General features: G+C 35.4%; 30 protein-coding genes. 7 read left to right on the top strand and 23 right to left on the bottom strand.

The window, feature by feature from the left end:
- Positions 1-143: 143 nt before the first annotated feature.
- Positions 144-818 carry a phosphoglycolate phosphatase gene (locus tag LU301_RS10325; RefSeq protein ID WP_305270518.1) on the bottom strand — a complete coding sequence of 225 codons (675 nt, stop codon included), beginning with the start codon at positions 816-818 and terminating at the stop codon, positions 144-146.
- A 119-nt stretch (positions 819-937) separates the two neighbouring features.
- Between LU301_RS10325 and LU301_RS10330 the strand changes: the two genes are divergently transcribed.
- Entirely contained in the window at positions 938-1237 is a 300-nt protein-coding gene (locus LU301_RS10330; protein WP_305270520.1) for a hypothetical protein, read from the top strand.
- A gap of 57 nt (positions 1238-1294) precedes the next feature.
- On the opposite strand, the gene LU301_RS10335 is transcribed toward LU301_RS10330, so the two are convergent.
- The 18 genes from LU301_RS10335 to LU301_RS10420 all read right to left on the bottom strand — a co-directional run bounded on the left by LU301_RS10335 (position 1295) and on the right by LU301_RS10420 (position 14056).
- Entirely contained in the window at positions 1295-2008 is a 714-nt protein-coding gene (locus tag LU301_RS10335; RefSeq protein WP_305270521.1) for a phosphatase PAP2 family protein, read from the bottom strand.
- 170 nt (positions 2009-2178) lie between these two features.
- On the bottom strand, positions 2179-3084 hold the full coding sequence (locus LU301_RS10340) for a TIGR01777 family oxidoreductase (protein ID WP_305270523.1): 906 nt from the start codon (positions 3082-3084) through the stop codon (positions 2179-2181).
- Complete coding sequence (locus tag LU301_RS10345) at positions 3081-3614, bottom strand: hypothetical protein (RefSeq protein WP_305270524.1); 534 nt, start codon at positions 3612-3614, stop codon at positions 3081-3083. Before LU301_RS10345 ends, LU301_RS10340 begins: the two co-directional genes overlap by 4 nt.
- Complete coding sequence (locus LU301_RS10350; protein ID WP_305270526.1) at positions 3611-4153, bottom strand: hypothetical protein; 543 nt, start codon at positions 4151-4153, stop codon at positions 3611-3613. Before LU301_RS10350 ends, LU301_RS10345 begins: the two co-directional genes overlap by 4 nt.
- The gene (locus LU301_RS10355) at positions 4150-4986 is read right to left on the bottom strand and encodes a fatty acid desaturase family protein (protein WP_305270528.1); all 837 of its coding nucleotides are present in this window, start codon (positions 4984-4986) and stop codon (positions 4150-4152) included. The genes LU301_RS10350 and LU301_RS10355 overlap by 4 nt, the downstream gene beginning before the upstream one ends.
- 46 nt (positions 4987-5032) lie before the next feature.
- Entirely contained in the window at positions 5033-5470 is a 438-nt protein-coding gene (locus LU301_RS10360) for a thiol-disulfide oxidoreductase DCC family protein (protein WP_305270530.1), read from the bottom strand.
- 55 nt (positions 5471-5525) lie between these two features.
- The gene (locus LU301_RS10365) at positions 5526-6017 is read right to left on the bottom strand and encodes a hypothetical protein (protein WP_305270532.1); all 492 of its coding nucleotides are present in this window, start codon (positions 6015-6017) and stop codon (positions 5526-5528) included.
- Between the two features lie 56 nt (positions 6018-6073).
- Entirely contained in the window at positions 6074-6484 is a 411-nt protein-coding gene (locus LU301_RS10370; RefSeq protein ID WP_305270534.1) for a thiol-disulfide oxidoreductase DCC family protein, read from the bottom strand.
- A gap of 156 nt (positions 6485-6640) precedes the next feature.
- Positions 6641-6808 carry a PIN domain-containing protein gene (locus LU301_RS10375; protein WP_305270536.1) on the bottom strand — a complete coding sequence of 56 codons (168 nt, stop codon included), beginning with the start codon at positions 6806-6808 and terminating at the stop codon, positions 6641-6643.
- Positions 6802-7038, bottom strand: a complete 237-nt coding sequence (locus tag LU301_RS10380) for a hypothetical protein (protein WP_305270538.1) — start codon at positions 7036-7038, stop codon at positions 6802-6804. Before LU301_RS10380 ends, LU301_RS10375 begins: the two co-directional genes overlap by 7 nt.
- 21 nt (positions 7039-7059) lie before the next feature.
- On the bottom strand, positions 7060-7578 hold the full coding sequence (locus LU301_RS10385) for a GbsR/MarR family transcriptional regulator (protein ID WP_305270540.1): 519 nt from the start codon (positions 7576-7578) through the stop codon (positions 7060-7062).
- A gap of 205 nt (positions 7579-7783) precedes the next feature.
- Positions 7784-8383, bottom strand: a complete 600-nt coding sequence (locus LU301_RS10390) for an FHA domain-containing protein (protein WP_305270542.1) — start codon at positions 8381-8383, stop codon at positions 7784-7786.
- A 192-nt stretch (positions 8384-8575) separates the two neighbouring features.
- Positions 8576-9745, bottom strand: a complete 1170-nt coding sequence (locus LU301_RS10395; RefSeq protein ID WP_305270544.1) for a hypothetical protein — start codon at positions 9743-9745, stop codon at positions 8576-8578.
- The gene (locus LU301_RS10400; RefSeq protein WP_305270545.1) at positions 9742-10458 is read right to left on the bottom strand and encodes a hypothetical protein; all 717 of its coding nucleotides are present in this window, start codon (positions 10456-10458) and stop codon (positions 9742-9744) included. Before LU301_RS10400 ends, LU301_RS10395 begins: the two co-directional genes overlap by 4 nt.
- Complete coding sequence (locus LU301_RS10405; RefSeq protein ID WP_305270547.1) at positions 10455-11225, bottom strand: uroporphyrinogen-III synthase; 771 nt, start codon at positions 11223-11225, stop codon at positions 10455-10457. Before LU301_RS10405 ends, LU301_RS10400 begins: the two co-directional genes overlap by 4 nt.
- 15 nt (positions 11226-11240) lie before the next feature.
- The gene (hemC, locus tag LU301_RS10410; protein ID WP_305270550.1) at positions 11241-12161 is read right to left on the bottom strand and encodes a hydroxymethylbilane synthase; all 921 of its coding nucleotides are present in this window, start codon (positions 12159-12161) and stop codon (positions 11241-11243) included.
- A 30-nt stretch (positions 12162-12191) separates the two neighbouring features.
- Positions 12192-12920, bottom strand: coding sequence for a LytR/AlgR family response regulator transcription factor (locus LU301_RS10415; RefSeq protein WP_305270552.1), 729 nt, complete (start codon positions 12918-12920; stop codon positions 12192-12194).
- A gap of 50 nt (positions 12921-12970) precedes the next feature.
- Positions 12971-14056: a sensor histidine kinase gene (locus LU301_RS10420; RefSeq protein WP_305270554.1), complete on the bottom strand. Its 1086-nt coding sequence runs from the start codon at positions 14054-14056 to the stop codon at positions 12971-12973.
- A 28-nt stretch (positions 14057-14084) separates the two neighbouring features.
- Between LU301_RS10420 and argH the strand changes: the two genes are divergently transcribed.
- The gene (gene argH / locus LU301_RS10425) at positions 14085-15491 is read left to right on the top strand and encodes an argininosuccinate lyase (protein WP_305270556.1); all 1407 of its coding nucleotides are present in this window, start codon (positions 14085-14087) and stop codon (positions 15489-15491) included.
- Positions 15492-15635: 144 nt separating this feature from the next.
- The gene (locus tag LU301_RS10430; RefSeq protein ID WP_305270558.1) at positions 15636-15911 is read left to right on the top strand and encodes an oxidative damage protection protein; all 276 of its coding nucleotides are present in this window, start codon (positions 15636-15638) and stop codon (positions 15909-15911) included.
- Between the two features lie 60 nt (positions 15912-15971).
- Here LU301_RS10430 and LU301_RS10435 read toward each other — a convergent pair whose 3' ends face one another.
- Both LU301_RS10435 and exaC read right to left on the bottom strand, forming a co-directional pair.
- Positions 15972-17954: a TonB-dependent receptor domain-containing protein gene (locus LU301_RS10435; RefSeq protein ID WP_305270560.1), complete on the bottom strand. Its 1983-nt coding sequence runs from the start codon at positions 17952-17954 to the stop codon at positions 15972-15974.
- Positions 17955-18072: 118 nt separating this feature from the next.
- On the bottom strand, positions 18073-19584 hold the full coding sequence (gene exaC, locus LU301_RS10440) for an acetaldehyde dehydrogenase ExaC (protein WP_305270562.1): 1512 nt from the start codon (positions 19582-19584) through the stop codon (positions 18073-18075).
- A 431-nt stretch (positions 19585-20015) separates the two neighbouring features.
- On the opposite strand from exaC, the gene mdh reads away from it, so the two are divergent.
- The 4 genes from mdh (at position 20016) to LU301_RS10460 (ending at position 24102) form a co-directional block, all read left to right on the top strand.
- Positions 20016-21188, top strand: coding sequence for an iron-dependent methanol dehydrogenase (gene mdh, locus LU301_RS10445; RefSeq protein WP_305270564.1), 1173 nt, complete (start codon positions 20016-20018; stop codon positions 21186-21188).
- Between the two features lie 133 nt (positions 21189-21321).
- Positions 21322-22167 carry a carbon-nitrogen hydrolase family protein gene (locus tag LU301_RS10450; RefSeq protein ID WP_305270566.1) on the top strand — a complete coding sequence of 282 codons (846 nt, stop codon included), beginning with the start codon at positions 21322-21324 and terminating at the stop codon, positions 22165-22167.
- A gap of 189 nt (positions 22168-22356) precedes the next feature.
- On the top strand, positions 22357-23568 hold the full coding sequence (gene pncB / locus LU301_RS10455) for a nicotinate phosphoribosyltransferase (protein WP_305270568.1): 1212 nt from the start codon (positions 22357-22359) through the stop codon (positions 23566-23568).
- A 21-nt stretch (positions 23569-23589) separates the two neighbouring features.
- Positions 23590-24102: a hypothetical protein gene (locus LU301_RS10460; protein WP_305270570.1), complete on the top strand. Its 513-nt coding sequence runs from the start codon at positions 23590-23592 to the stop codon at positions 24100-24102.
- A 54-nt stretch (positions 24103-24156) separates the two neighbouring features.
- Here LU301_RS10460 and LU301_RS10465 read toward each other — a convergent pair whose 3' ends face one another.
- A complete protein-coding gene (locus LU301_RS10465; protein WP_305270572.1) occupies positions 24157-25164 on the bottom strand; it encodes a magnesium and cobalt transport protein CorA in 1008 nt (335 codons plus the stop codon).
- A gap of 119 nt (positions 25165-25283) precedes the next feature.
- Complete coding sequence (locus tag LU301_RS10470; protein WP_305270574.1) at positions 25284-25697, bottom strand: diacylglycerol kinase; 414 nt, start codon at positions 25695-25697, stop codon at positions 25284-25286.
- Positions 25698-25718 lie beyond the last annotated feature (21 nt).

The following is a 25718-nucleotide window of genomic DNA, read 5'->3' on the forward strand; positions in this document are numbered from 1 at the left end:
TCTCATTGCACACTCCATTGTGCCTTGCAGAATCGCATTTTCAATCTCTTCATCTGAAAGTTTATATATTATCTCTACTGAAAATAAGCCAGACTAAACAATGCGTTTGCCTATATTATCCCCAAAAATCATTTATTTTGACTTTACAATAACTCATTTAAACAATCAATAATCATTTGTGGCTGACACGCTTGCAAAGGCTCACCATGATTATAACCATAGCTCAGCATAATACAATCAATATTGGCTGAACGAGCCGATTCAACATCATTACGAGAATCACCAATCATTAAGGTTTGTGCAGGTGTTTTATTAAAATGATTCATCACATGTAATAATGGTTCTGGACTTGGTTTACGTTGTGGCAAACTGTCTCCGCCAATCACAAAATCAAAACGCTCTAATAAATTCATCGCTTTTAATAAATTTATTGTCGCTTGATAAGGCTTATTCGTTACTATAGCAATTAATTTTTGCTCTTTTTGACAATAATCCACAAACTCCACAACCCCATCATATAATACTGTATCAACACAAACATTTTGTTCGTAAATATTTAAAAAACTTTGTAATAACTGCTGATGTGTTGCAGAGCTAAATGTACCATCTTGATGTCTTAGCACACATTCACATAACTGCCCTGCTCCACGCCCAATCCATGTACGCACTTGTTGTTCAGTTACATTGGTACGATTTAATGCCGTTAAAGTTAAATTCATCGCACGGTAAATATCTTTGGCAGAATCAACCAAAGTCCCATCAAGGTCAAATAAAATCAAATCTCGTTGCGATAAATTAGCAAGTTGTTGAGCGTTCATTGTCATATCTCATCTATTGATATTACTTCCATTGTAACAAATTTTATGCGATTTTGAGATGGAAAATTAGTGATTTTATGATAGGATTAACGCTAATCCATATTTATTTTGATAGACAGGTGTCAGTCTCTAACACTCAACTCATGACCAAAATCATGCTTGATGAAACACAAGACATCGACCTTGCTTTATGGCGATTACATCAACAGCTTTATGTGAATACAGCAACACGTTGGTATAAAAAACGTTATGGCTATTATGAAAAACCATCAATATTACGCCGTAAAAAACGTAAAATGAAACAGTTGTTATCACAAAGACAAAAATACTTTTATTTTAAACCTGCACCAAATTTATGGCTGAAAATTGAATATCCACAACAATTTGCTCGTATAGGTAAAAATGCAGTAGGGCGTTAATGTCTCAATGATTGAGCCGCCCTATTATTTCCCTATGATTGAGGCAATAAAGTTTTGTTATTGCACCTTATGAGAATAAGCTATAAAAATTAAAACACCCATTGCTAATATCAGCCCTACCAATAAATCCACCCCATAATGGAAAGCAAAATATTGAGTAGAAATCATTAAACCCAAAGTAATAGGTAACAACAAACACCCAATCCACCAACGTTTTTTGATAAAGAAAAATCCATTGATAAACACTGAAAATCCTGTATGTAAACTCGGAAATGCATCAATACCAACAATTAACTGTTGATTGGCATTCATCAAGAATTGTGTCATATACCCACCCGTATTGGGCAAATTAAATACATTATCATATGCCAAATATCCCCCTTGTGCAGGAAAAATAAAATACCCGATATAGCCAATAAGCATCAGAACTAACAAGCCAAAGCAAAATGCATGATAATCTTTCTGATTATTTTTAAACCAATAATAACACGCTCCAAGTTGCATGGGAAACAATGCTAAATAACACATCGCCAGATATTCAGCCAACCATGCAGGACGATAAGTCAAATAAAGTGGTAAACTTTGCCCAAAAATAAAACCATCTAAAGTGTATAAAATATCATCAAAACGATAAGGTATCAATTTTCCAACCACAGAAAACATTGGAAAAATAGCATAAGATAAAATTAGAATAAAAAAACCAATCCAACGATTTACACCATTTTTAATGATTACAGTAATTAAAATGCCTAAAAAAACGAAATTAATCAAATGATGAAATTCAAGTTTAGTAAAGTGCCAAATACATATACCTATGATTATTAAACAAAATAATATAAAAATAGACATCATCATGGATAAATATTTTGGCATAGTCATCTCTTAATTTTAAACTGAATAATTAAATACTTAGATTTTAACTATTAGATAAGATTGGTATATTACACTTTTTCAGTTGATAATAAATCCTTCAATTCTGGAAATAAAAATACAAACCCATCATCGATTAAATGCTGAGGCAAAACCTTTTGCCCATCAGTGAGTAAGGTTGCCATTTCACCAAACATCATTTTTAAAATAAAACTTGGTAAAGGTAATAATGCAGGTCTATTTACATATTTTGCTAATAATTGGGTAAATTCCGCATTATTGACAGGATTTGGTGCAGTTAAATTATAGACCTGTTGAATATGTTGTCCTGATAAATGCCTTTGCATAATAAAATCGACAGCACGCAACCAATCTGCTAATGCAATCCAACTCATGATTTGTTGTCCATCACCCAAACGCCCACCAAGCCCTAAACGAAACACTGGCAATAATTTTTGCAACATACCACGCCCATTCACATCAAGTACCACACCTGTACGAATAATAGTCGTTGGAATCTGAGCAGTTAAAGCAAGCTGTTCCCATTGCTGACATAAATCATGTGCAAATTCAGTATGATAACTGCTATTTTCATCTAAGATATTATCGCCTTGATTGCCATACCAACCAATCGCCGAACCACTGATGAGTAGTTTTGGTTTTATCTCTGCTTGATAAATAAAATCCAAAATCGCCTGTGTTGGTTTTAAACGACTATCGAGTAAATATTGTTTTTGTTGTGCCGTCCAACGTTTATCAGCAATGCCAGCTCCTGCCAAATTGATAATAATATCAATCGGTCGAGTAAAGTTTTTTAAATCTTGATAATCAATCACTTGAATATCAGCATTGAATTTTTGTGTTTTGCGTTTATTTTGGCTCACCCAAATAATATTTAGCGGATAGAGACCTTCCAGAAAATAACAAGTTAAAACCTGACCTAAAAATCCTGAACCGCCTGTGATTAAAATATTCATTGTACTCTCCTAATATCTTCATCTTTATCAAAATTGTGTGGTAATAAAAAATGTGAGATAATCACTGATATTATTCCCACAAAAATGCTCATACTCATCAATGACGATACAAATTTTCTTTTTGCCACTAAATCTAAACTATTCCAATCCATCGTACCTGAAAATGCAAGCACTAAACAAAGATAAACCAAAATAGATGCAACAAATACATAAATATAATCGAGTAACCGAGTAAATTTATATTTAAAATAGACAAAAAATGCTGAAATCGTTATCGGTATCAACCATAAATATAAATTAAAAAAACGAGCCGAAAATAAACGCATTTCATCAATTTCACCAATCATTGCTCCACTTTTCATGATATAAGAAATATCTTGAAACACACCAAAAGCACTGCTAAATAACATAAATAATAATGGAAAACCAAGCATAATTCGCCATGTTGGATAATCATGTTCAGCCGTATGTTTTTTACGAGCTTGAGATGGTTTACGCTTTAATGCTTTATTGCGTGGTGATTTTTTCATGTTTTGTCTCCTAGAGAACTATTTTGATAAAACTGCATAGATAAGTCTTGCAATTTCGGTAGAAACAATTTACCACAAATCGTAGCAGAAATACCACCAACTAAACCAAATACAAAGCATATAAAAATACTCCCTATGATACTATCACGAACAGGAAACATAAAAAGGCAACACGCACTTGTTGATAAAAAACCAATCTTATATAAACGTACATAACTCAACAGATCTACAATCATCACTTTTCGCCAAGCACAATATAACCCTGTGAATAGTGCAGGAATAAATCCCAAAAAGAGACCTATCAATCCAAATACAACAGGAGCAAAAATAGATAAAATAATTTCAACAATATTCACATTAAAATGTAGATTGATTAACATTTCCACTATTCCAGTAATGATCGAAAAAATGCCCATAGCTATCGCTACAACCACACCACCAATAAAACCACCACATAAACTAAATAGAGCTACAGTTCCAACTCCATCATATTGCCAACCATGTTGCTCTAACTGTTGAGTAATCTGTTTATTGTTCATAATTCCACCTTTTGCATATCAGTATCCTGTTTTTTCTGTAATATTGAAATAACAGCAAGTTGCGTCATTTCAGGAGCAATTTTATCCAAACGTTTTGCCAATTCTGGTAAATGATTGGTCGGCACAGCAGGAAATAAATGATGCTCCACATGATAAAATAGGTTAAAAGTCAATAAGTTAATGATAGGGTTACGTTCAGTGCGAGCCACCACATCATCATCGCAATCATGGTGCATTCCCCACACACCGACCACGCCCACCAACGCATTCGCCACAAACATCACACAAAATTGATAAAGCAAAATCTCCCAACCTGTAACAAAAGTCAGTATCGTCATCGCCACCACCAACACGCTATCCACCATAATATGTCCTGTATCTCGTTGATATTTTTTAGCTAATTTCCAACCATGCACATACACACGATAGCGAAAACTCAAACCACCCAACAATGCTTGCCACCATGTTTTGTGTGATAATTGACCTTCGGCATCATCTTCACCCAACGGATTACGATGATGTTGTAAATGACTTTGCCCAATGGCGTGTAAACTGGTCAAGGTCAAAGCACTTAAAATATACAGTAACAGCGTACTTTTCCAACCTGATACCCCTAGCGAACGATGATAAATATCATGCCCTTGACGGAACGCCCCCGCAAAAAAGAAGTAGGAAAATAGTACCGCCAACACATACTGCGACTGACTGGCAAAATACCATGAAATCAACACAAATGGATAAGGTAAAATCACATTATAAGCAATTTGCCATATCGTTAAATGGCGTAAATCTTTCCATTCAATTTGTTGAATTATCTGTTTATGTGATTTCATATTTCACCTATTATACTGTAATTTCTGTAAAAACAGAAATATTAAGTTAAAAAATTTGCCGAGATAAATGCGGTAAATGACATTGCCCATTCATACATTGTCCATCAATTTGTACATCATATAAATGAGCATACCACCAGCGAATAAAAAGTTTTGGCATACGATAACGATTTTGAGCAAAATACGGATAAAGCCAATCAAAAAATGATTTAAATAAAAACATCGATAATATCGCTTGGTATTTCATATTGGCTAAACCATATAATAAACGCACCGATTGCATACCTTGATACCATTGCCCATTTTCATCTTGCACATATAAACACGTCATCGCTTGCTCATAACTAATCCCACATTGATTTAAATAATCTAAATTATCATGCAAAGAACAAATTTGAATTTGTTCTGGATTTTTCTGCTGTAATGCCATCGCTTCATGCCAACATAATGTACAATGACCATCATAAAACATTGTTACTTTCATTATATTTTACCCTTACGACAATTTCTGTAAAAACAGAAATATTTACTTAAAAAAATTAATGTGTTAGTGTAATACGTGGCAATACAAATTTACCCAAAATTAATGATGATAATCCACCAATCCCACCAAATGCCAACGTACCAAAAACACCACTCAATATATCACCGATACTGGCATCTTCAATTCGATAGAGTAATGAGCCGTCAAAAATAGTAATCACAAGACTGGCTAAAATAATCAATAAAATCGTAATAAAAAATCCAAAACCAAATAAAACTTTTTTATTTAGCTCCACGATATTAAAATAATTGCGTGCAATCACAATACCTAACCCTGTTATTAAGGCAGGAATGAAACCAAATATCCAACCAAATAATACTGATAATAGTAATATCATACCAATGCCTATAATAGAAAACCCGACATCAAACAACATCATTGGTATCATACCTAGTGCAAAAATTAACCCACCAACGATACCGCCATATAAACTAAATACGAGTATCAGATATATCGCTTGTTTAAAACTAAAACGCTCCATATACATTAACGATACCTCTATTGGAAATTTCTGTAAAAACAGAAAATATCATTTAAAAAAAATTAACGTTGATGTGGCGGTAAATGACACACACCATTTTCGCATTCAGGCAATTTTTTCCCTGTAAATAAACGTACCATCGACTTTGGAATACGGTAACGATTGCGTGCAATCACTGGATAAAGTTTATCACTCAACGGCTTAACAATCGGTAAATTTAAAAACTTCGATAAAGGCAAATCCGCCACTTGATACAACACACGAATTGCATCCATTGCCGTGTACCAACGCCCATGCTCATCTTTGACACAAACATAGGTCATCACATCTTGATAGCTAAAACCCGCTCGCTCCAACTCATCTAAGGCATCATGTACGCCAATAATATGGATATTGTCGCTATGACTGGCTAACGTTTTAGCTTCAGCCGTACAAATTGGACATTTGTCATCATAATACATGGTTACTTTCATCGGCATTTTCCTGTAAAAATTATTTCATTCAATTTACCAAATGACATCGGTTAGATCATTCTCAATTCATAGTAAGTTATTGATTTTGCGTAGGGGCGAATGATTATTCGCCCGTACAAAATGAAATATTTTAAATCATATCAATATATTATGATTTTAAGTTGAGAATGGAGTATCGGTTGCCATTTCCCAAACACTTGCTGAACTCACATAAATCTGCTGATGATCATCAATTAAAATTTGAGTTGCTTTCTCAGAGAGTTTTTCAGGCTCAGTCCAATACCATAATAATGTATGTGTATCTAATAAATATCGATTTACCATTGTTCTAGCTCGTCTTTATCCAATGGTTCATCAAATGCAGGGTCAGCTTTAAAATCTGCCAATATGCCTAATTGCTGTTGGCGTTTACTGATTTTAGGGGTAAAATGAACCGTTTGAGAAAAGGATTCCGATAAAAATACCACCATGACTTGACTTGGCGTATCGATGGGCGGTTGCTCATTGAGTATAATTTGCCCACCTTGATATGTACCTGAAATCGCGAATTGCATATTACTCTCCTTAAATACTAATTATTTCAAAAATTTCTGTACACTTGCACCGAGCTTTAACACTTTACTGAGTGTTGTGGTTGATAATTTCAACATTTCATTTGCCCAACTGGTCAGCGTGTCAATAAAATGGTGCGTATCTTTAATACGTTGTTGTACTTGTGGATTTTCTTGTTGAAATTCTGGTGTTTGCATTAAGTCATGCAAAAATGTTACCGTTGGCGCTAATTCTTTGCGATAACGGTCTTCCACAATCAAGCGAGCCAATTCCCATACATCTGTACTGGTAGTAAAATAATCACGGCGGTCGCCCATAATATGTACAGTCTGCACCAAGTTCATACTCTGTAACTCTTTAATACTATTAGAAACATTAGAACGAGCCACACCTAAAGTTTCAACAATTTCTTCTGCATTCATCGGTCTGCCAACCAAATACAATAAAGCATGAATTTGTGAAATCGTTCGATTCACGCCCCATTTACTGCCCATTTCACCCCAATGTAGAATAAATTTTTCAGTGGTTGGATTTAATTTCATTAGCAATTCGCCTAAATTTTATGTTGATAGGCGTATTATGATTATTTTTGAAATTTCTGTCAATACTGAAATATATAAAATAATAAAAATAAATTTAAAATTTTGCTATAAATTGTGGTTTTAAATGAAGGCATTATTTTTATTATTTTTTTAATATGATTTGTAAGGCACATCATATGCACCTTACTTTTTATTTAAATTTCAATCATTTAAATACAAAAAAACCAATCACAGCAAGTATAATTAAGAAAATAACCGTAATCAAACCAATTGACGCATTTTTTTGTTGTTCTTTTTCTTGGTTTACATCAGACGGTAACTTATCTTGCTCATTATAAATAGGTACTTGCTTTGCTGTAACATCAACCCCTTCAGGAATTGGTGCAGGTTTTGGCACACCAATATTTTGTGGCATTCCTTCACGATTAATTTGCACATCGCCCGCACGTTCCGTTAGACTTGGCATACCCTGTTCATTCATTTGTTGTGCAACAGTAATTTCTTTTTCAATCTGAATATCCGCTTGTGCAACAAGATATTCTATATGAGCAAAACGAATTTTATCACCTACCTGCACTGTTACATCATTTTCAATACGGACATCATTTACAAAAGTACCATTTGATGATTGTAAATCGATAACCAATAAATGATCACCCTGTACACTTAAACCCGCATGACGGCGTGAAATATCAGGCGAATGTAATTGAATATCCGCAGTTTGATGACGACCAATCAACAAATCACCATCAATCACAATGCTTTGTGGCTCAATATCAGTTTGCGTTGCTTGTAATATCCACATAGTACACCTTTGTGTTTAAAAAACTATATCATACTCCATTCTCAACTTAAAATCATAATATATTGATATGATTTAAAATATTTCATTTTGTACGGGCGAATAATCATTCGCCCCTACGCAAAATCAATAACTTACTATGAATTGAGAATGACCTTATATCATATAAATATCTATTTTGATAATCAAGTAAAATCACAACTCATCAACTTGATAATAAAAAATTGCCCAAATCTGTTGCCATTGCAACTCATGGATCACATTTTTTAATTGCTGTAAACGCTGTATGCCTTGATGTTCACTCACTTGGTTTAAATACTGTTGTACACGCTCATTATTACCCTGTTGTATATCGCATAAAATTTGTGCAAATTGAAAACAAGGCAAATGCGTATAACGTGCCTGCCATTGTGCTAATTGTTTTTCAATTTGTGGCGTATCACAATCTTGTAAACGTTGATATAACCATAGGTGAAATAAATCTTCATCAAAATATTGTTGCATAATACTTTGGAAATATTGTTCAGCTTGATGTAGATCTAAATGATACAAAATTTTATACCAAATACACGCTGTAGATTGACGATATTGTTGTTGTACATCATTAAAAATATCCAAATCGGCAATCGTAATCGGTAATTGTTCAACATGATTTATTTTATTCAATAGTGCTTGACAAAAACTTTGCCATTGCTCGGCACTAAATGTATGTTTACGCTGTTGTTGCACATAAACAATGGGAAATAAAATCGCAAATTCCACCCATAAATAATGCAATTTTTTTTGATATAAATCATCAATATCCTGTAACCATGCCTGTTGTGTATGCTCTAAAACCAACAAATGCGTTAAACTTTTTTGCGCATCATGCTGTGCTAAATAAATTTGAATAAGTTGTAATTCTTTTAATTCAAAACATGATGGAACGACCCATTTTAAATGACGAAATGCTTTGTCATAATGCTGATGTTGATAAGCAATATGGGCTTTAATTAAAGGTTTTAAAAATAACGATGGATGATAAGTCTCACGCATAATTTTAAATTGATGTTCACAATAGCGATATTGTGTTTGTAATAAATACAAAATTCCTGTTTGTTCATAGCGATAAAATTGCTGAAAATGCGTGATTTGTTGTTGTTTTTGTAAATGCTTACGCTGTAATTTTTTGATGATTTGTGCCACAAAATAAACGCTTAAAGAAAATATTGCCCATAAAAGTAATAATATCAATAAACTACTTTGAATTTGCCATTGCCATAAATAAATATACACATAGCCAACATCAGAACATAACAATACTATGCCGATCACAAATAATACGGTCAGCATTGCCAAGAAATAACGTCTAAGCCTTTGTTTCATAACTGTTCCTTTTGCTTGCCCAATAATTCTAAACTGGTCAAATTAGGAATATTTAATCGTTGAATTTGTTTTAAACTTTGAATATCGGACTCTAATTGTTGGAATAATGGTAATGGTAATTGTGCCATTTTTCGTTCTAGTCCATTCATCATATGTTGAAATTCAATAGGTTGCTGTAGCACATTCATGGTTTTTAAAATCATCACATCTAGCTGTATTTCTTTTAATAACAATTGATGTTGTGCAGTATTCACGGTTGGTTGCGTCGTTTTTTCTACCACCCATAAACGTTGCCACCACGAACCTTGTTGCGGTTGTTGATAATTTAAGCTTAATTTATCTTGTAAAATTTGTTCTAAATGTTGAATCAAATTATTAAATGATTGTTGCTGTTGCTGAGCTTGTTGATAGGTTAATTTAATTTGTTGTTTATCCTGCTCAATCGCTTGTTTTAAACTTAATTTTAAATGTTCTGATATCATAAAGCCATCAAGTTGCTGTTCGCTGGTAGTTGGTAATGTGGTGTTTGGTTTTGTACGATTTTGCCGTTGCCATTGTACCCATTCATCACGCAGGTTAGAATTTTCATGTTCTAATGCACTCACTTGTGCTTTTAACTGATTGAATTGTTTATAATAATTCACATAACCCACAATGATTTGCCCCATTACCGCCACCAGCAATAATCCACCTATCCATTTGAATAATTTCATTTGAGTTGTTCCTCAATATTTTGCATACACGCCATCAAATGTGATGTGCTTAAGTTTTCTAAATACATCACTTGATGATCACTCACACCATTGGTTTGACAATATTCACTGACTTGCTGATAAACACGTTCACCTAACACCAAATAGCATAGATTCAAATCTTGTAATGTTGATGATTGAGTAATATCCAACCAATTTTGCCAACTTGCTCCACTACTAATCAATACAAAAATACGCTGATAATGCACCAATTTGGGTTCAATTTGCAACCAGATGTTAGTACTTAATTTAGGCAAAGCACGGCGATACAGTAAAATATTATCCACTTGCATACCTTGTGTACTCAACTGTTGCATTAACCATTCACGCCCACCATAACCACGCAAAAATGTGACACGTTTAACATCTTGCTGAAAAATAGGTAATTGAAACAAGCCTTCTGATGTTTCTAATTCAGGCGTTTGGGCAATAATACCATATTGTGCCAAGCATTCTGCTGTTGTTTGTCCAACTGCAAGCCATTGAATATGTTGATATTGTAAGATATCTAAATCAAGCTGATGAATATAATCGATTAATACTTGCACCGCCATTGGGCTTACCACAATCACTACATCAGAAAAAATAAGCTGTTGTAATTGTGTGCTTAAATGCTCATCAAGCGGACATGCCATTAACTCAAGCAAAGGTAAAAAATATTCATCTACTTGTGTTGTGATGGTTTTGGCTCGTTCACGAGGACGAGTATTAATCAATGCTATATTCATTTTATTATCAATCATTTACTGATATAAAGCTTGTAATAATTCCCCTGCACCTTGTGCTAATAAATCTTGTGCCAATTGCTCACCTAACAATTCTGCTTGTTGTGGAGAGCCTTGTCGTTGAGCAGTTAATAAAACTTTGCCATCAACACTACCAACACGCCCTTCTATATAAAGTTGTCCTTGTTGCAAAGTTGCAAAACCTGCGATTGGTACTTGGCAACCACCTTGCAAAGTACGATTAAAAGCACGTTCTGCACGCACACAAACATCAGTTTCCATATGTAATAATGGTAAAATTAACTCTAAAACCGCTTGGTCATTGCTTCGGCATTCTAAACCTAATGCCCCCTGCCCCACCGCAGGTAAACTCACCGTTGGCAATAATTGATGGCGAATACGCTCACCCAAACCTAAACGTTTTAAACCTGCACTGGCTAAAATAATCGCATCATATTCGCCTGCATCAAGTTTAGATAAACGTGTTCCCACATTGCCACGCAAATCGATGATATTTAAATCTGGGCGAGCTTGTAAAATTTGACATTTACGGCGTAAACTTGATGTACCAAGTGTTGCACCTTGTGGCAATTCATCTAAATGCTGATATTGATTAGACACAAAAGCATCAAATGGGTCTTCACGCTCACAAATCACGGGCAAATGTAAACCTTCTGGCAATTCCATCGGTACATCTTTCATTGAATGTACAGCTAAATCTGCTCGCCCATCAAGTAACGCATTTTCTAATTCTTTAACAAATAAGCCTTTTCCACCAATTTTAGCCAATGGCGTATCTAAAATTTTATCGCCCTGCGTTACAAATGTAACCAATTCCACCTGTAAATTAGGGTGTAATTGCTGTAAACGTGTACGAATATGTTCAGCTTGCCATAAGGCTAATGGACTTTGACGTGTAGCGATTTTTAAAATAGTCATAATCAATACTCTATAATCAATATGGTAAATTTAGCGATGATTTAAATAATCTTTCACTTCAGTTAGATGACGGCGACTAATGAGCAATTTATCATCAATCCCTTTTAAACAGGCATAATATTGCCCATCGTTTACTTCTAAGCCATTTAATAAATGACGATAAATCAATGCATTACGATGAATACGCATAAATTTATGGGCAAATTCTTGCTCTAATTCTTTTAAGGTTTCATCAATCAAACTCTGCCCATCTTGATGACGTACCGTCACATATTTTTGGTCAGCGATAAAATAATAAATATCATCTATAGCAATCAACTCAATACCTTTATGGGTTTTAATAGTTAAATGCTGACGACTGTTATTTTTTTCGGCTTGTTGTTGTAATTGTTGGCGTTGAATTTTATAGATATGTTGTAAATGATTTAAGGCTTGCTCTAACTCATCAAGGCGTACAGGTTTCAGCAAATAACCATTGGCATGTAAACGAAAAGCATCTAAAGCGTGTTCATCATAAGCCGTACAAAAAACAATCGATAAACTTGGATCAATTTGGCGTAATTGCTCAGCACAACTTAAGCCGTCCATTTCTGGCATTTGTACATCAAGCAAAATTACATCAGGCTCATATTGTTTAGCCTTTTCAATCGCTTGAATACCATTTTCCGCAGTCGCCACCACATCATAGCCTAGTTTTTCAACAAGGCGAATAAGACGTTGTATAGCCAAAGGTTCATCATCGCAAATTAAAATATTCATACTAGCTAAACTGATTATCGATTTGACTCATTGTAACATAAGATCATCATCTATTCATCACGATATTGAATGACTGTCGTGTAAGTCATTTCCCCTTGATAGCTTAAAAATTTTAAACTTTTACCATAATACATCTGCAAACGTTGTCGTACATTTTCCACTGCAATACCATTATGCTCACGGCGTTTTAGCGTTGAATTGGGTTGAAAAGGATTACTAATGACAATATTCACTTGATTTTCAACCACTTCCACCAAAATCGATACCGTACCCGTTTGTCCAATTTTTTCAACACCATGTAAAATACTATTTTCTAATAATGGTTGTAAAGTTAAAAGCGGAATACGAAATTTAAGTAACTGTATATCGCCTGCTAAAATTTTCCATTCAATATTTAAACGCTCACCTAAACGAATTTGTTCAATCGCTAAATAATGCCGACATAATTTAATTTCTTCTTGCAAACTGACCAATTTTAACTCTTGGAAACTCGCACGAAATAAACGTGATAAATCAATCAACATCGTTTCTGCCTTATCAGGGTCAATTGCAATCAAACTTACCGCACTATTTAAACTGTTAAATAAAAAATGTGGATGAATACGAGCTTGCATCGCTTGCACACGATATTTTAATTCACTATTTCTTTTATGAAGCCATTGATTTTTAATATAAATATAGTGCAAACAAAAACCACCCAATAAAATACTATAGCTTAAATCTAAACTTAATTGATGACCAATACGGCTGATAAAGTTCTTCCAACCTAAACCTAATACACTCCATAAAATCGTTAAAAGGCTGGTAGTTGAAATAACAATCAATTGTAATAAAATAAAAGAATAAACCAATACTTGTTTTTGTGTTTTTTGATTTAATTCATGATGATAATAATCCACAATCGCTACAAAAGCGACCACCGTCCAAGCCATATAAAAAAAATAACTTAAAATATCGCCAATATTCATTTTGAGCCAAGAACCTGCTTGAGCAAGGACAATGACCACCGAAAAAATCGCACTCGCTCCTAACATTTCAAATAATAAATGCCAGCGTCCTGAGCGTGTGGAAAAATAATCTACAAAAGAATCGACTGAAACTTCGGAATTTTTGCTTGAATTTGTTATACTAGGCATATTATTTTCCAAGTTAAGATGAAAAAAGATGACAGCTCAAAACCAAACTTCAGGTATGTGGGGCGGGCGTTTCAGTGAAGCGACCGATGCCTTTGTTGCCGAATTTACCGCATCCGTTCAATTTGACCAACGTTTTTACCGTCAAGATATTCAAGGTTCGATTGCCCATGCCACTATGTTGGCGAAAGTTGGCATTTTAACCGAACAAGAACGTGATGATATTATCAACGGTTTAACACAAATTCAAGCAGAAATCGAAGCAGGTTCATTTGAATGGCGTATCGACCTTGAAGATGTACACATGAATATCGAACATCGTTTAACCGAACGTATTGGTATTACAGGCAAAAAATTGCATACTGGACGTAGCCGTAATGACCAAGTTGCAACCGATATTCGCTTGTATTTGCGTGATGAAATCAAGGCGATTTTACAGATCTTACAGCGTTTACAACACGGAATTTTACAACTTGCCAAGCAAAATACCCATACCATCATGCCGGGTTTTACCCATTTACAAACCGCTCAACCTGTTACATTTGGGCATCATTTATTGGCATGGTTTGAAATGTTGATGCGTGATGGCGAACGCTTACAAGATTGCTACAGACGTGTTAATCGTTTACCACTTGGTTCGGCTGCATTGGCAGGGACGACTTATCCAATCGACCGTGGGTATGTAGCTGAATTATTGGGTTTTGATGGTGTGTGTGAAAACTCGCTTGATGCTGTTTCTGACCGTGATTTTGCTATTGAATTTTGTTCGGTTGCATCACTGATTATGATGCACTTATCTCGTATCTCTGAAGAATTGATTTTGTGGACATCCGCTCAATTTAAATTTGTACAAATTCCAGACCGTTTCTGTACAGGCTCTTCCATCATGCCACAAAAGAAAAATCCTGATGTGCCAGAGTTAATTCGTGGTAAATCTGGACGTGTATTTGGCGATTTAATCAGCTTACTCACACTGATGAAAGGACAACCACTCGCCTATAACAAAGACAACCAAGAAGATAAAGAACCGTTATTTGATGCGATTGATACCGTACGTGGTAGTTTGATGGCATTTGCTGATATGATTCCTGCTCTTGTACCCAATATCGAGAATATGCGTGAAGCGGCATTGCGTGGTTTTTCAACAGCGACCGATTTAGCAGATTATTTGGTGAAAAAAGGCGTGCCTTTCCGTGATGCACATGAAATTGTTGGCAAAGCAGTCGCATTAGGCGTACAAGAAGATAAAGACTTATCAGAATTAACGCTTGCTCAACTACAACAATTTTCATCATTGATTGAAGCTGATGTATTTGATGTTGCCTTAACTTTAGATGCGTCTGTATCGGCTCGTAATCATATTGGTGGAACTGCTCCAAACCAAGTGCAACAAGCCATTGAACGTGCAGAACAACGCTTACAACAGCTTTTTGCTTAAATATAACCCTATTCTCAACTAACATTGATAATATATTGATATTGTTTAAATCATCTCATTTTGTACGGGCGGAAAATCTTCCGCCCCTACATCAAATCAATAGGTTATATCATGTTGAGAATAACGTAAATATAGGAATATAAGATGACAACTCGCCAAGTATTTTGCCGTAAATATCAACAAGAAATGGAAGGTTTAGCCAATCCACCATTTCCAGGTGCAAAAGGTCAAGAATTATTTGACAGCGTCTCTAAACAAGCGTGGCAAGAATGGTTACAACATCAAACCACGCTCATTAACGAAAAACGTCTCAACGTGTTTGAACCTGAAGCTAAAAAGTTTTTGGAAGAACAACGTGAAAAGTTTTTTAATAATGATGAAAGTTTAGAAGTTGCAGAAGGTTTAACGCCGAAGAAGTAAATTCTGAACTATCAAAAAATCCATGATAAAAACATCGTGGATTTTTTATCAAATTAAATTTTATGGCATATTCCAACGCAAGCCGAGCATATACACACGACCATCGACATATTTACCATGTTCTGCACTACTAATTTGCTTATTTGCCACATTATTAACGGCAAAATCAGCATTTAATGCATCACTAAATTTATAAGTACCACCCATATCAAACAAATAATAACCTTTATAAGCATTGGTTTGACCTGTACGAGCATTTAAAGTTTCTAAAGTTTGACTGCGATATTTCCATTTTGTCCACACATTCAATTGTGGTAACACGTCCCAATCAAAATGAGCATTCACACGATGTTTTGGCATATTGTTTAATGGATAGCCTTTATTTGTACCTGTTTTTTGCTCGCTTTGATTATATGTATAATTCAACTTCAAACCAGCAACATCATTAAAACGATAGCCTGTTGCTAATTCCACGCCATACAATTTAGCTTTATCGACATTTTGATACTGCCAAATACCTTGATAGCCAATACCATCATAATAACAATCTTTAACTAAACGGCGACTTTCTGTACAAATTCTTGGCTTTTCAATTTTATCTTTAAAATCCGTATAAAATGCGGTTATATGCGCATTAAATGCCCCTTTTTCCCATAAACTGCCCAATTCATAACTCATACTGCTTTCAGGTTTTAAGTTAGAATTACCAATATCTGCACCATCGGTTCTCGCACCACCACCGCCTTCAACCCAATTGGAATTACCTTGTTTTAAATCAGGCGTTTTATAACCTGCACTTACACCACCTTTAACAGTCAAATTAGGAGTAGCATGATGTACGACATAAAAGCGTGGCACAAATTTTGTACCATAATGCTCATCATGCACCAAACGACCACCACCTGTTAAAGCTGTTTTATCATTGATATTCCATTCTGCTTCAGCAAATAATGCCATATCTGTTAATGATAAATTCGCCTGTTTTTTCGCTCGTGTTGGATTTTCTGTTTGTTGTTTTTGATATTGCACACCTGCATTGACACGCAAATTGTCCCATTTAAGCGTAGTATTACTATTGGCCATCAAACGGTTAAATTTCGCACTCTGCAATTTATTATCAAAATCTTCATAACGGACATAACTATCCGTTGTCATATCAACATCACGATTCCATTCATGCTTATGACGCAAAGTATAGTTTTGTTGCGATAATTTTTTAGATAAGTCATTGCCTACTTTTTCACGATTTCCTTGAAAATGCTGTGTAGCTTGCGATGCTTCAATACTCAATACATCATTTGGCGTTGCTTTCCAAGTCAATTTTGCAGTTGCCTTTTTACGGTCATGTTGATGATAGCCACCTGCAAAACCATCTTCATCTTGACGGCTAATTTGACCATTCAATGTTAAAAATAGTTTATCCTGTAATAATGGGATATTACTCGCAACTTCTAACTGTTTCTTAGCTCCAGCATCACTTGCACTTGGGTGTAGATAGTTTAGCCCTACACTCGCAGAAAAATGATTATCAATATCTTTAGTAATAATATTGACCACACCACCCAAAGCGGACGAACCATATAAAGATGACATTGGACCACGAATAATTTCAATACGTTCAATCGCTTGAATCGGTGGTAACCAACCAGCTTCCATACCTGTACCATGCCCATTATAATAGGCTTGTTTTGAACCTTGTGGTACACCATTCACCAAAAGTAGCGTATAAGCAGAATCAAAACCACGAATTGAAATTTCTGTCCCCGTTGCTCTCGCACCTGGTCCACCTTCAAGTGAAACCCCTTCAATATTCTCTAAAGCCTGATAAACATTTAAATAGCCTTTATTTACAATATCTTTTGCTTCAATAATACTCACTGAAGCAGGAGCTTCTTTAACAGTTTGTTGATGACCTGAAGCTGTAACTACAATGGTCTCTAAAACAGGAACATGGTTCGTATCATCATTTGCCCAACTCATTGCAGATAAAATCAAACCACCCATCGCAACACAGCACGATAATAACGTTTTTTTAAATAACATTTTCAAACCCCAATTATATAATAAGAATAATGATAATAATTTTTATTTTTAAAATCAAGTAAGTGTATAAAAAATGGAATAATCATCACGACTATTCCATTTTTTAATTAACTTAGATTTAGAAGAAACCTAAAGCCTTAGGCGAATAGCTCACCAACAAGTTTTTAGTTTGTTGATAATGACCAAGCATCATCTTATGGGTTTCACGCCCGATACCTGATTTCTTGTATCCACCGAACGCTGCATGAGCTGGGTAGATATGATAACAGTTCGTCCATACACGACCTGCTTCAATCGCACGCCCTGCACGATACGCTGTGTTGCCATCACGAGACCACACACCTGCACCTAAACCATACATGGTATCATTGGCAATTGCAATCGCTTCATCAAAATCTTTAAACGTGGTTACAGAAAGTACAGGTCCAAAAATCTCTTCTTGGAAGATTTCCATTTTGTTATGACCTTTAAAGATGGTCGGCTCAATATAGAAACCATCGCCCACTTCTTTACGTTCACCACCACCTGTTAGCACTTCTGCACCTTCAGATTTACCTTTCGCAATACAGCCAAGAATTTTATCTTGTTGTTCTTGCGATGCTTGAGCACCAATCATAGTCTCTGTATCGAGTGGATGTCCTGTTTTGATTTTCTTCACACGTTCAACCGCACGTTTTAAGAATTCATCAGCGATACTTTCATGCACTAATGCACGAGATGGACAAGTACAGACTTCACCCTGATTCAGTGCGAACATACTAAAGCCTTCGAGTGCCTTATCCAAGAACTCATCATCTTTGTCCATGACATCAGCGAAGAAAATATTTGGTGATTTTCCACCCAATTCTAACGTAACAGGAATGATATTTTCTGTAGCGTATTCCATGATTTTTTGACCGATTTCAGTCGAACCCGTAAATGCGATTTTGCCAATTCTCGGATTAGTTGCCAATGGTCGTCCTGCTTCCACACCAAAACCATTAACGATATTCAACACACCTGCTGGCAATAAATCTTCAATCAATTCAACAAGAACGAGAATACTCACTGGCGTTTGTTCAGCAGGTTTCAGTACGATACAGTTCCCCGCTGCCAATGCAGGTGCAATTTTCCATGCTGCCATCAAAATTGGGAAATTCCATGGAATAATTTGTCCTACAACACCAATCGGCTCATAGAAATGATAAGCAACAGTATCCTCATCAATTTGTGAGATTGTGCCTTCTTGGGCACGAATACAGCCCGCAAAATAACGGAAATGGTCAATCGCTAATGGAATATCCGCTGCCAATGTTTCACGAACTGGTTTACCATTTTCCCACGTTTCTGCCACCGCCAATAATTCCAAATTTTGCTCTAAACGGTCAGCAATTTTTAATAACAAATTTGAACGCTCAGTTGGCGAAGATTTATTCCATGTTGTTTTGGCTTGATGTGCTGCATCGAGTGCCAATTCAATATCCTCAGCCGTTGAACGTGGTACTTTGGCAAACGCCTTACCATCAACAGGAGAAATATCTTCAAAATATTCGCCTTTTACTGGTGCAACCCATTTGCCCCCAATAAAGTTTTCATATTGTGCCTTGAATTGGACTTTTGAGTCCGCTGTATTTGGATCTGCATAACGCATTCGCAATACTCCTATTCCTTTGATATTTAATGTAAAATAGAAAACTTATGATTTAACATCATCATCAATGTTAAAAAATAAACAGCTTCTATTTTCATCGATACTAGCAAAATAATTTTGATTGTGCAAATGATAAAATATTTTGTTACACTTTTTAATACAAATAAATATAATGATTATTATTTACAATAATAAAATTATTTTATTATATTAATATTATTTAATATCAATAAGTTATATTTAATATTCAATAAAAATAATAATTTTCAATACTTTTTAAAGAATAATTGTTATTAATTTGTAAAAATTAAAAATATCATATGTACACACCTATTTTTTTATGCTAATTTGTTTTTAAGGATAGAACAACCCAATGATTAGGATAGTTTTATCCGATTATCAACTTAAGTTTTATAGAGGAAGTAAAATTTATGGCATTTAAACAAATCGCAGACCACACTAATGGATTCTATATCCCTTGTGTATCATTATTTGGGCCAGGCTGTTCAAAAGAAGTGGGCAACCAAGCAAAAGAATTAGGGGCTAAAAAGGCACTTATCGTTACTGATGCAGGCTTATTCAAAGCGGGTGTTGCTGATATTTTGGTTGGTTATTTAAATGAAGCAGGCGTAGGAAGTCATGTTTATGCGGGTGCTGAACCAAACCCAACCGATAAAAACGTACATGATGGCGTTGATGAATACAACAATAATGGATGTGATTTCATTATTTCACTTGGTGGTGGTTCATCACACGACTGTGCGAAAGGGATTGGACTTGTAACAGCAGGTGGCGGACATATCCGTGATTATGAAGGTGTGAATAAGAGCAAGGTGCCAATGACACCACTCATTTCGATTAACACCACTGCAGGGACTGCATCAGAAATGACTCGTTTCTGTATTATCACCAATACAGATACGATGGTGAAAATGGCAATTGTGGACTGGCGTTGTACTCCATTGATGGCGATTGATGACCCACGTTTGATGACCGCTAAACCAGCAGGATTAACTGCAGCTACAGGTATGGACGCATTGACCCATGCGATTGAAGCCTATGTATCAACAGCAGCAAACCCAATTACTGATGCGTGTGCAGAAAAAGCGATTCGTATGATTCAACAATGGCTACGTCAAGCAGTGGCAAATGGTGATAACATTGAAGCTCGTGAAGCGATGAGTTATGCACAATATTTAGCAGGTATGGCATTTAACAACGCATCGTTAGGTTATGTGCATGCGATGGCTCATCAGCTTGGTGGTTTCTACAATTTACCACATGGCGTATGTAATGCAGTATTATTACCGCACGTTTGTGAGTTTAACTTGATTGCTTGCCCAGACCGTTATGCAGAAATTGCACGTTTACTAGGTATTGACACGACAGGATTAAGCGACATGGAAGCAGGTTATGCAGCGATTGATGCAATTCGTGCTTTAGCGGCTGATGTTGGTATTCCATCTGGTTTAACCGAGCTAGGCGTGAAAGAAGAAGACCTTGCAATTATGGCAACTAACGCTCAAAATGATGCGTGTATGCTCACTAACCCACGTCAAGCAACTCATGCTCAAGTGGTGGACATCTTTAAAGCTGCGATGTAATATCCTGTTACTCCTACAAGAAGAAATATGGCAACATATTTCTTCTTTTTTATGTTTGAATTATCAATAAATAACATTGCAAATCATCGATAACCTATTTAAAATAAAGAAAATATTATTTTTGAGAACAACTATGACTCATCTTAGTATTACCCAAATGAATTCCCAAAGCGATATTGAACAAAACTTTATTGTGGTGGAACAATTATTACAACAAAGCCAAGCCAATGGAGCAGAATTAATTGTTTTTCCTGAAAATTTTATTTGTTTTGCGGGGGCTAAACAACGTGAAACCGCAGAACGTTTTGATGAATTAAAACAACGCTTAGAACAACTTGCTCATCAGTATAATACTTGGATTATCGCAGGAACATTACCTTGCCCTTATCGTCCTGATGGTTCAATCATTGCCGATGGTCGGGTACGCACAGTAAGTTTGTGCATTAGCCCAGAGAAAACCGAAGCCCGTTATGATAAAATCCATCTGTTTGATGTGAATGTGGGCGATGGTATCGGGCAATATCAAGAATCACGCTTTTTTGAAGCAGGCAATAAAGTCGTTGTCGCAAAAACACCGTTTGGCAATATTGGTTTGATGGTGTGTTATGATTTGCGTTTTCCTGAATTAGCACTCACTTTACGCCAACATGGGGCAAATTTGCTCACTGCTCCATCGGCATTTACCTACACCACAGGGCAAATGCACTGGCAACTACTATTGCAAGCTCGTGCAATGGACAGCCAATGTCATGTACTCGGTTCAGCTCAAGGGGGTTGGCACGGCGATAATAAACAACGACAAACTTGGGGTCATGCTGGTGCAACACATAGCAACGGTCAATTATTAGGCATTATTGAAGATCATCAACTGAATGAACAGGGTGCAAGTCTTATCACTATTGATTTTGATTTAGATGAACAAACTAAAATCCGTCAAGCCATGCCATTGATAGAGCATAGACGGCTAGTAAAGTTTTAAACATAGATTCAAGTATAAAGTACAACATTACGCTTCTTACATTTAGCCCTCTTATTCTAAACATTGCACTTAGTTATTGAGTCTAAGATAAATTAAAAATATGCAAAAATATCACAATATTTCATCATTCACTTATTGCTTTTGATGTAAAATGTGTTAAGCAATATTGTTACTATGATTAGGTCTCCTATGACTGCTATTATAAAATCCTTACTTGATACTGACCTATATAAATTTACCATGTTGCAAGTGGTACTTCATCAATTTCCACAAGCACATAGTGTTTATTTATTTCGTTGTCGTAATACTGAACATACGGTCTATCCACTTGCGGAATTGTTAAATGATGTCAATCATCAACTTGATTTACTATGTCAGTTACGTTTTAAAGAAGATGAATTGACCTATTTGCGTGGATTACGTTTTATCAAAAGCGATTTTGTTGATTATTTAGAGTTATTCCAACTGAAACGCCGTTTTATTCATGCCAGTATTGACAGCGAAGGACGTTTAGATATTCGTATTGAAGGTCCAATGGTACAAGCCATGATGTTTGAGATTTTTGTGCTTGCTATTGTCAATGAACTATATTTCCAACGCTTAGACCAACAACAAGCTCGTATCGAAGGTGAAAAACGTTTACAAGCCAAAGTTAAATTATTACAACAATATCAGCATTATATTACTCAACATCAAAATATTGAGCCATTTTTAGTGTCTGATTTTGGTACACGTCGCCGTTATAGTTTTGAATGGCAAAAACACGTGGTACAAACTTTACACCAAACTGCACCAGAAATTATGCGTGGTACAAGTAATGTATTATTAGCCAAAGAATTGGGGATTACTCCTATTGGTACAATGGCTCATGAATTTATGCAAGCCTTTCAAGCCTTAGATGTACGTTTACGCAACTTCCAAAAAGCTGCTTTAGAGGCGTGGGTACAAGAGTATCGTGGTGATTTAGGTATCGCCCTGACTGATGTTGTAGGTATGGACGCATTTTTGCGTGATTTTGATTTGTATTTTGCTAAATTATTTGATGGTTTACGTCATGATAGTGGCGACCCTTATGCATGGGGCGATAAAGCCTATCAACATTACAAAAAACTAAAAATCAATACCAAAACTAAAATGCTAACCTTTAGTGATGGTTTAGACCTTGAAAAAGCATGGCAACTATATTTATATTTTAAAGACCGTTTCCAAGTCAGTTTTGGTATTGGTACTAATTTAACCAATGATATGGGGCAAACTCCTCTCAATATCGTGTTAAAACTCGTTGAATGTAATGGTCAATCAGTCGCAAAAATTTCTGATAGTCCTGGAAAAACCATGAGCGATAATGACACTTTCTTAGCCTATTTACGTCAAACATTTCAAATTGAAATGACTGAATAAGTCATTCCAATCGGAGTAAAAATGAAAAAATTAATCACATCAGCCGTATTACTCGGTTTATCTGGTATGACAATGGCAAATATTGCCACACCAACCTTAGCTCAGCCTGCTTTAGAAGAAACACCTTTAGTAACCATGCCAACCCAAGCAATCGCAGAACCACAACTTATTTTAGGGGTGTTTGAAGAAAGTGAAACTGGTATCAAACAAACCACACAAAATGCAATTTCTCGCTCAGACCAAAAAAATCGCTTATGTTGGGTCGTGGTAAACGCTCCATCAAATACTCAACAAGTGATTGCTAAAGAAGAGATTATTTCTCCTGCTGCAACTGTTTTTGAAAGTCCAAAAGCACAAACGCGAACCAGTGCTGATGGTACTCGCCATCAAATCATTTCTACACTTGATAATATTAACGGTACAGTTTCACAATGTTGGCAATTTACCAAACAAGATCCTATCGGACAATATCATATTGAGATTAGTATTGGCGACATTTTATTCCCTACCCAAAAGTTTAATGTCATTAAATAAAAACAAAGGGCGATATAACCATCGCCCTTTTGCTTGTTTATCCATAAAAATAGATTAAATCCATTTTTTCCAACGGAAATAAATCATTGGTACTACAAAAAACGCGACTAAAATACTAATCACAATATAAAAACTCACTTCACCACGAGCAAATGGCAATACATCAGTATTCATACCATATACACTCGCTACTAACATCGGTGGTGCAAGCATACTGGGTAAAATCGAGAAGCGGCGAATGGTATCGCTTTGTTCAGCATTAATAAACCCTGATGTAGTATCGAGTAAGAATCGTACTTTTTGGAATAAAAATGCATCGTGCTCAACTAATGAACGTACATCTTCACTTAATTCTCGAATATCCGCATCATAAATATGACTACCCAATGCTCTTGGACGTGATAAAAACGTCAAAACACGGCGTAAATCAATTAAACATAATTGTGCCTTTCCTAACATATCTTCCTGATATGCTAAACGGGTAATCATATCTTCTAAATCTAACACATTTTCACGATGATGATTATTCAGCACTTCAGTCGAACAGCGTTCCAAATCTCGATGTGTATCTTCTAAAATATCAGCTAATTCATCTAATTTTGCTTCTAATAAGCCTAACAAAACCCAAATTGGATCTTTATAATCCATATCATAATCATTACGCTTGGCTCTAGCACGAAACGCACGGAAAGCGACTAATTTTTCACCACGCAATGTAAATAAACGGTCTTTATGTAAAATAAATGCCACCGTATGCATGGTTGCCAAAACACCACTTTCTGGTACATCTTCTTCATGTTGATGTTTAGTTTTACTTAGAAAATAGGTACTAATATGCAAAATACCATCATCATCACGGTAAAAACGGGCTGATGACGAAATGTCTTCTAGTGATTTTAATGTGGGTAAATTTTGTTGATAGGCTTCCAATACCCAATCTTGTTCTTCTTGTGTTGGGGCAATCAAATCAATCCATGTTAATTCTTGATGTAAATCAAAACTACCATTGATGGTGCTATCTTCTAAACTACCACGTTCAGTCGCAAAAAAGGCTTCAAGCATGGTTTACCCCATCAAATTTAGCGGTTAGATTTTAATTTGTCTTAATCAACAAATCCCCAATTTTCTAGCTGTGTATTGTATGCAAAATTAAACCAAGTAGCAATTATTTTCAGCATATGTTAAGCAAATACACTATACATCGCCATTAACCATAAAATAAATTGTAAAACCAGCATCACAAATTGTGCTGCTGAACCCACATCTTTGGCAATTTTAGATAATGGATGATATTCATCAGAAACTCTATCGACAATCGCTTCTAAACCAGTATTAAATAATTCAACAATAATCGATAATGCAGACACCACGAGCAATATCATTTTGATTGCTAAAGAAAATGGTAAAAATAGAATGAATATCAATAAAATAGCATTAATCCACACCACTTGGCGAAAGGCAGCTTCATTTTGATAGGCTGCTTTAAAACCATCTTTAGAATATTGACTTGCTTTTAAAATACGCTTAAAGCCCGTTTTACCTTTCATTTCTTGGGCATAACTGTCATCAGACGGATTAGGTTGCGAAGATTGCATAATATACTCCAGAAAAAACCG

Source organism: Moraxella sp. ZY210820 (assembly GCF_030674635.1).
In the GTDB taxonomy this organism is placed as follows: Bacteria; Pseudomonadota; Gammaproteobacteria; order Pseudomonadales; family Moraxellaceae; genus Acinetobacter.

Bases quoted from the DNA above. Each gene is read 5' to 3' on its own strand.
- LU301_RS10450 (WP_305270566.1), top strand. From the start codon at position 21,322: ATGACTCATCTTAGTATTACCCAAATGAATTCCCAAAGCGATATTGAA.
- exaC (WP_305270562.1), bottom strand. From the start codon at position 19,584: ATGCGTTATGCAGATCCAAATACAGCGGACTCAAAAGTCCAATTCAAG.
- LU301_RS10350 (WP_305270526.1), bottom strand. From the start codon at position 4,153: ATGAACAATAAACAGATTACTCAACAGTTAGAGCAACATGGTTGGCAA.
- LU301_RS10385 (WP_305270540.1), bottom strand. From the start codon at position 7,578: ATGAAATTAAATCCAACCACTGAAAAATTTATTCTACATTGGGGTGAA.
- LU301_RS10405 (WP_305270547.1), bottom strand. From the start codon at position 11,225: ATGAATATAGCATTGATTAATACTCGTCCTCGTGAACGAGCCAAAACC.
- LU301_RS10370 (WP_305270534.1), bottom strand. From the start codon at position 6,484: ATGAAAGTAACCATGTATTATGATGACAAATGTCCAATTTGTACGGCT.
- pncB (WP_305270568.1), top strand. From the start codon at position 22,357: ATGACTGCTATTATAAAATCCTTACTTGATACTGACCTATATAAATTT.
- LU301_RS10365 (WP_305270532.1), bottom strand. From the start codon at position 6,017: ATGTATATGGAGCGTTTTAGTTTTAAACAAGCGATATATCTGATACTC.
- LU301_RS10420 (WP_305270554.1), bottom strand. From the start codon at position 14,056: ATGCCTAGTATAACAAATTCAAGCAAAAATTCCGAAGTTTCAGTCGAT.
- hemC (WP_305270550.1), bottom strand. From the start codon at position 12,161: ATGACTATTTTAAAAATCGCTACACGTCAAAGTCCATTAGCCTTATGG.
- LU301_RS10415 (WP_305270552.1), bottom strand. From the start codon at position 12,920: ATGAATATTTTAATTTGCGATGATGAACCTTTGGCTATACAACGTCTT.
- LU301_RS10340 (WP_305270523.1), bottom strand. From the start codon at position 3,084: ATGAATATTTTAATCACAGGCGGTTCAGGATTTTTAGGTCAGGTTTTA.
- LU301_RS10470 (WP_305270574.1), bottom strand. From the start codon at position 25,697: ATGCAATCTTCGCAACCTAATCCGTCTGATGACAGTTATGCCCAAGAA.
- LU301_RS10375 (WP_305270536.1), bottom strand. From the start codon at position 6,808: ATGGTAAATCGATATTTATTAGATACACATACATTATTATGGTATTGG.
- LU301_RS10460 (WP_305270570.1), top strand. From the start codon at position 23,590: ATGAAAAAATTAATCACATCAGCCGTATTACTCGGTTTATCTGGTATG.
- LU301_RS10380 (WP_305270538.1), bottom strand. From the start codon at position 7,038: ATGCAATTCGCGATTTCAGGTACATATCAAGGTGGGCAAATTATACTC.
- LU301_RS10395 (WP_305270544.1), bottom strand. From the start codon at position 9,745: ATGAAACAAAGGCTTAGACGTTATTTCTTGGCAATGCTGACCGTATTA.
- LU301_RS10345 (WP_305270524.1), bottom strand. From the start codon at position 3,614: ATGAAAAAATCACCACGCAATAAAGCATTAAAGCGTAAACCATCTCAA.
- LU301_RS10435 (WP_305270560.1), bottom strand. From the start codon at position 17,954: ATGTTATTTAAAAAAACGTTATTATCGTGCTGTGTTGCGATGGGTGGT.
- LU301_RS10430 (WP_305270558.1), top strand. From the start codon at position 15,636: ATGACAACTCGCCAAGTATTTTGCCGTAAATATCAACAAGAAATGGAA.
- mdh (WP_305270564.1), top strand. From the start codon at position 20,016: ATGGCATTTAAACAAATCGCAGACCACACTAATGGATTCTATATCCCT.
- LU301_RS10400 (WP_305270545.1), bottom strand. From the start codon at position 10,458: ATGAAATTATTCAAATGGATAGGTGGATTATTGCTGGTGGCGGTAATG.
- LU301_RS10325 (WP_305270518.1), bottom strand. From the start codon at position 818: ATGAACGCTCAACAACTTGCTAATTTATCGCAACGAGATTTGATTTTA.
- LU301_RS10355 (WP_305270528.1), bottom strand. From the start codon at position 4,986: ATGAAATCACATAAACAGATAATTCAACAAATTGAATGGAAAGATTTA.
- argH (WP_305270556.1), top strand. From the start codon at position 14,085: ATGACAGCTCAAAACCAAACTTCAGGTATGTGGGGCGGGCGTTTCAGT.
- LU301_RS10465 (WP_305270572.1), bottom strand. From the start codon at position 25,164: ATGCTTGAAGCCTTTTTTGCGACTGAACGTGGTAGTTTAGAAGATAGC.
- LU301_RS10360 (WP_305270530.1), bottom strand. From the start codon at position 5,470: ATGAAAGTAACAATGTTTTATGATGGTCATTGTACATTATGTTGGCAT.
- LU301_RS10390 (WP_305270542.1), bottom strand. From the start codon at position 8,383: ATGTGGATATTACAAGCAACGCAAACTGATATTGAGCCACAAAGCATT.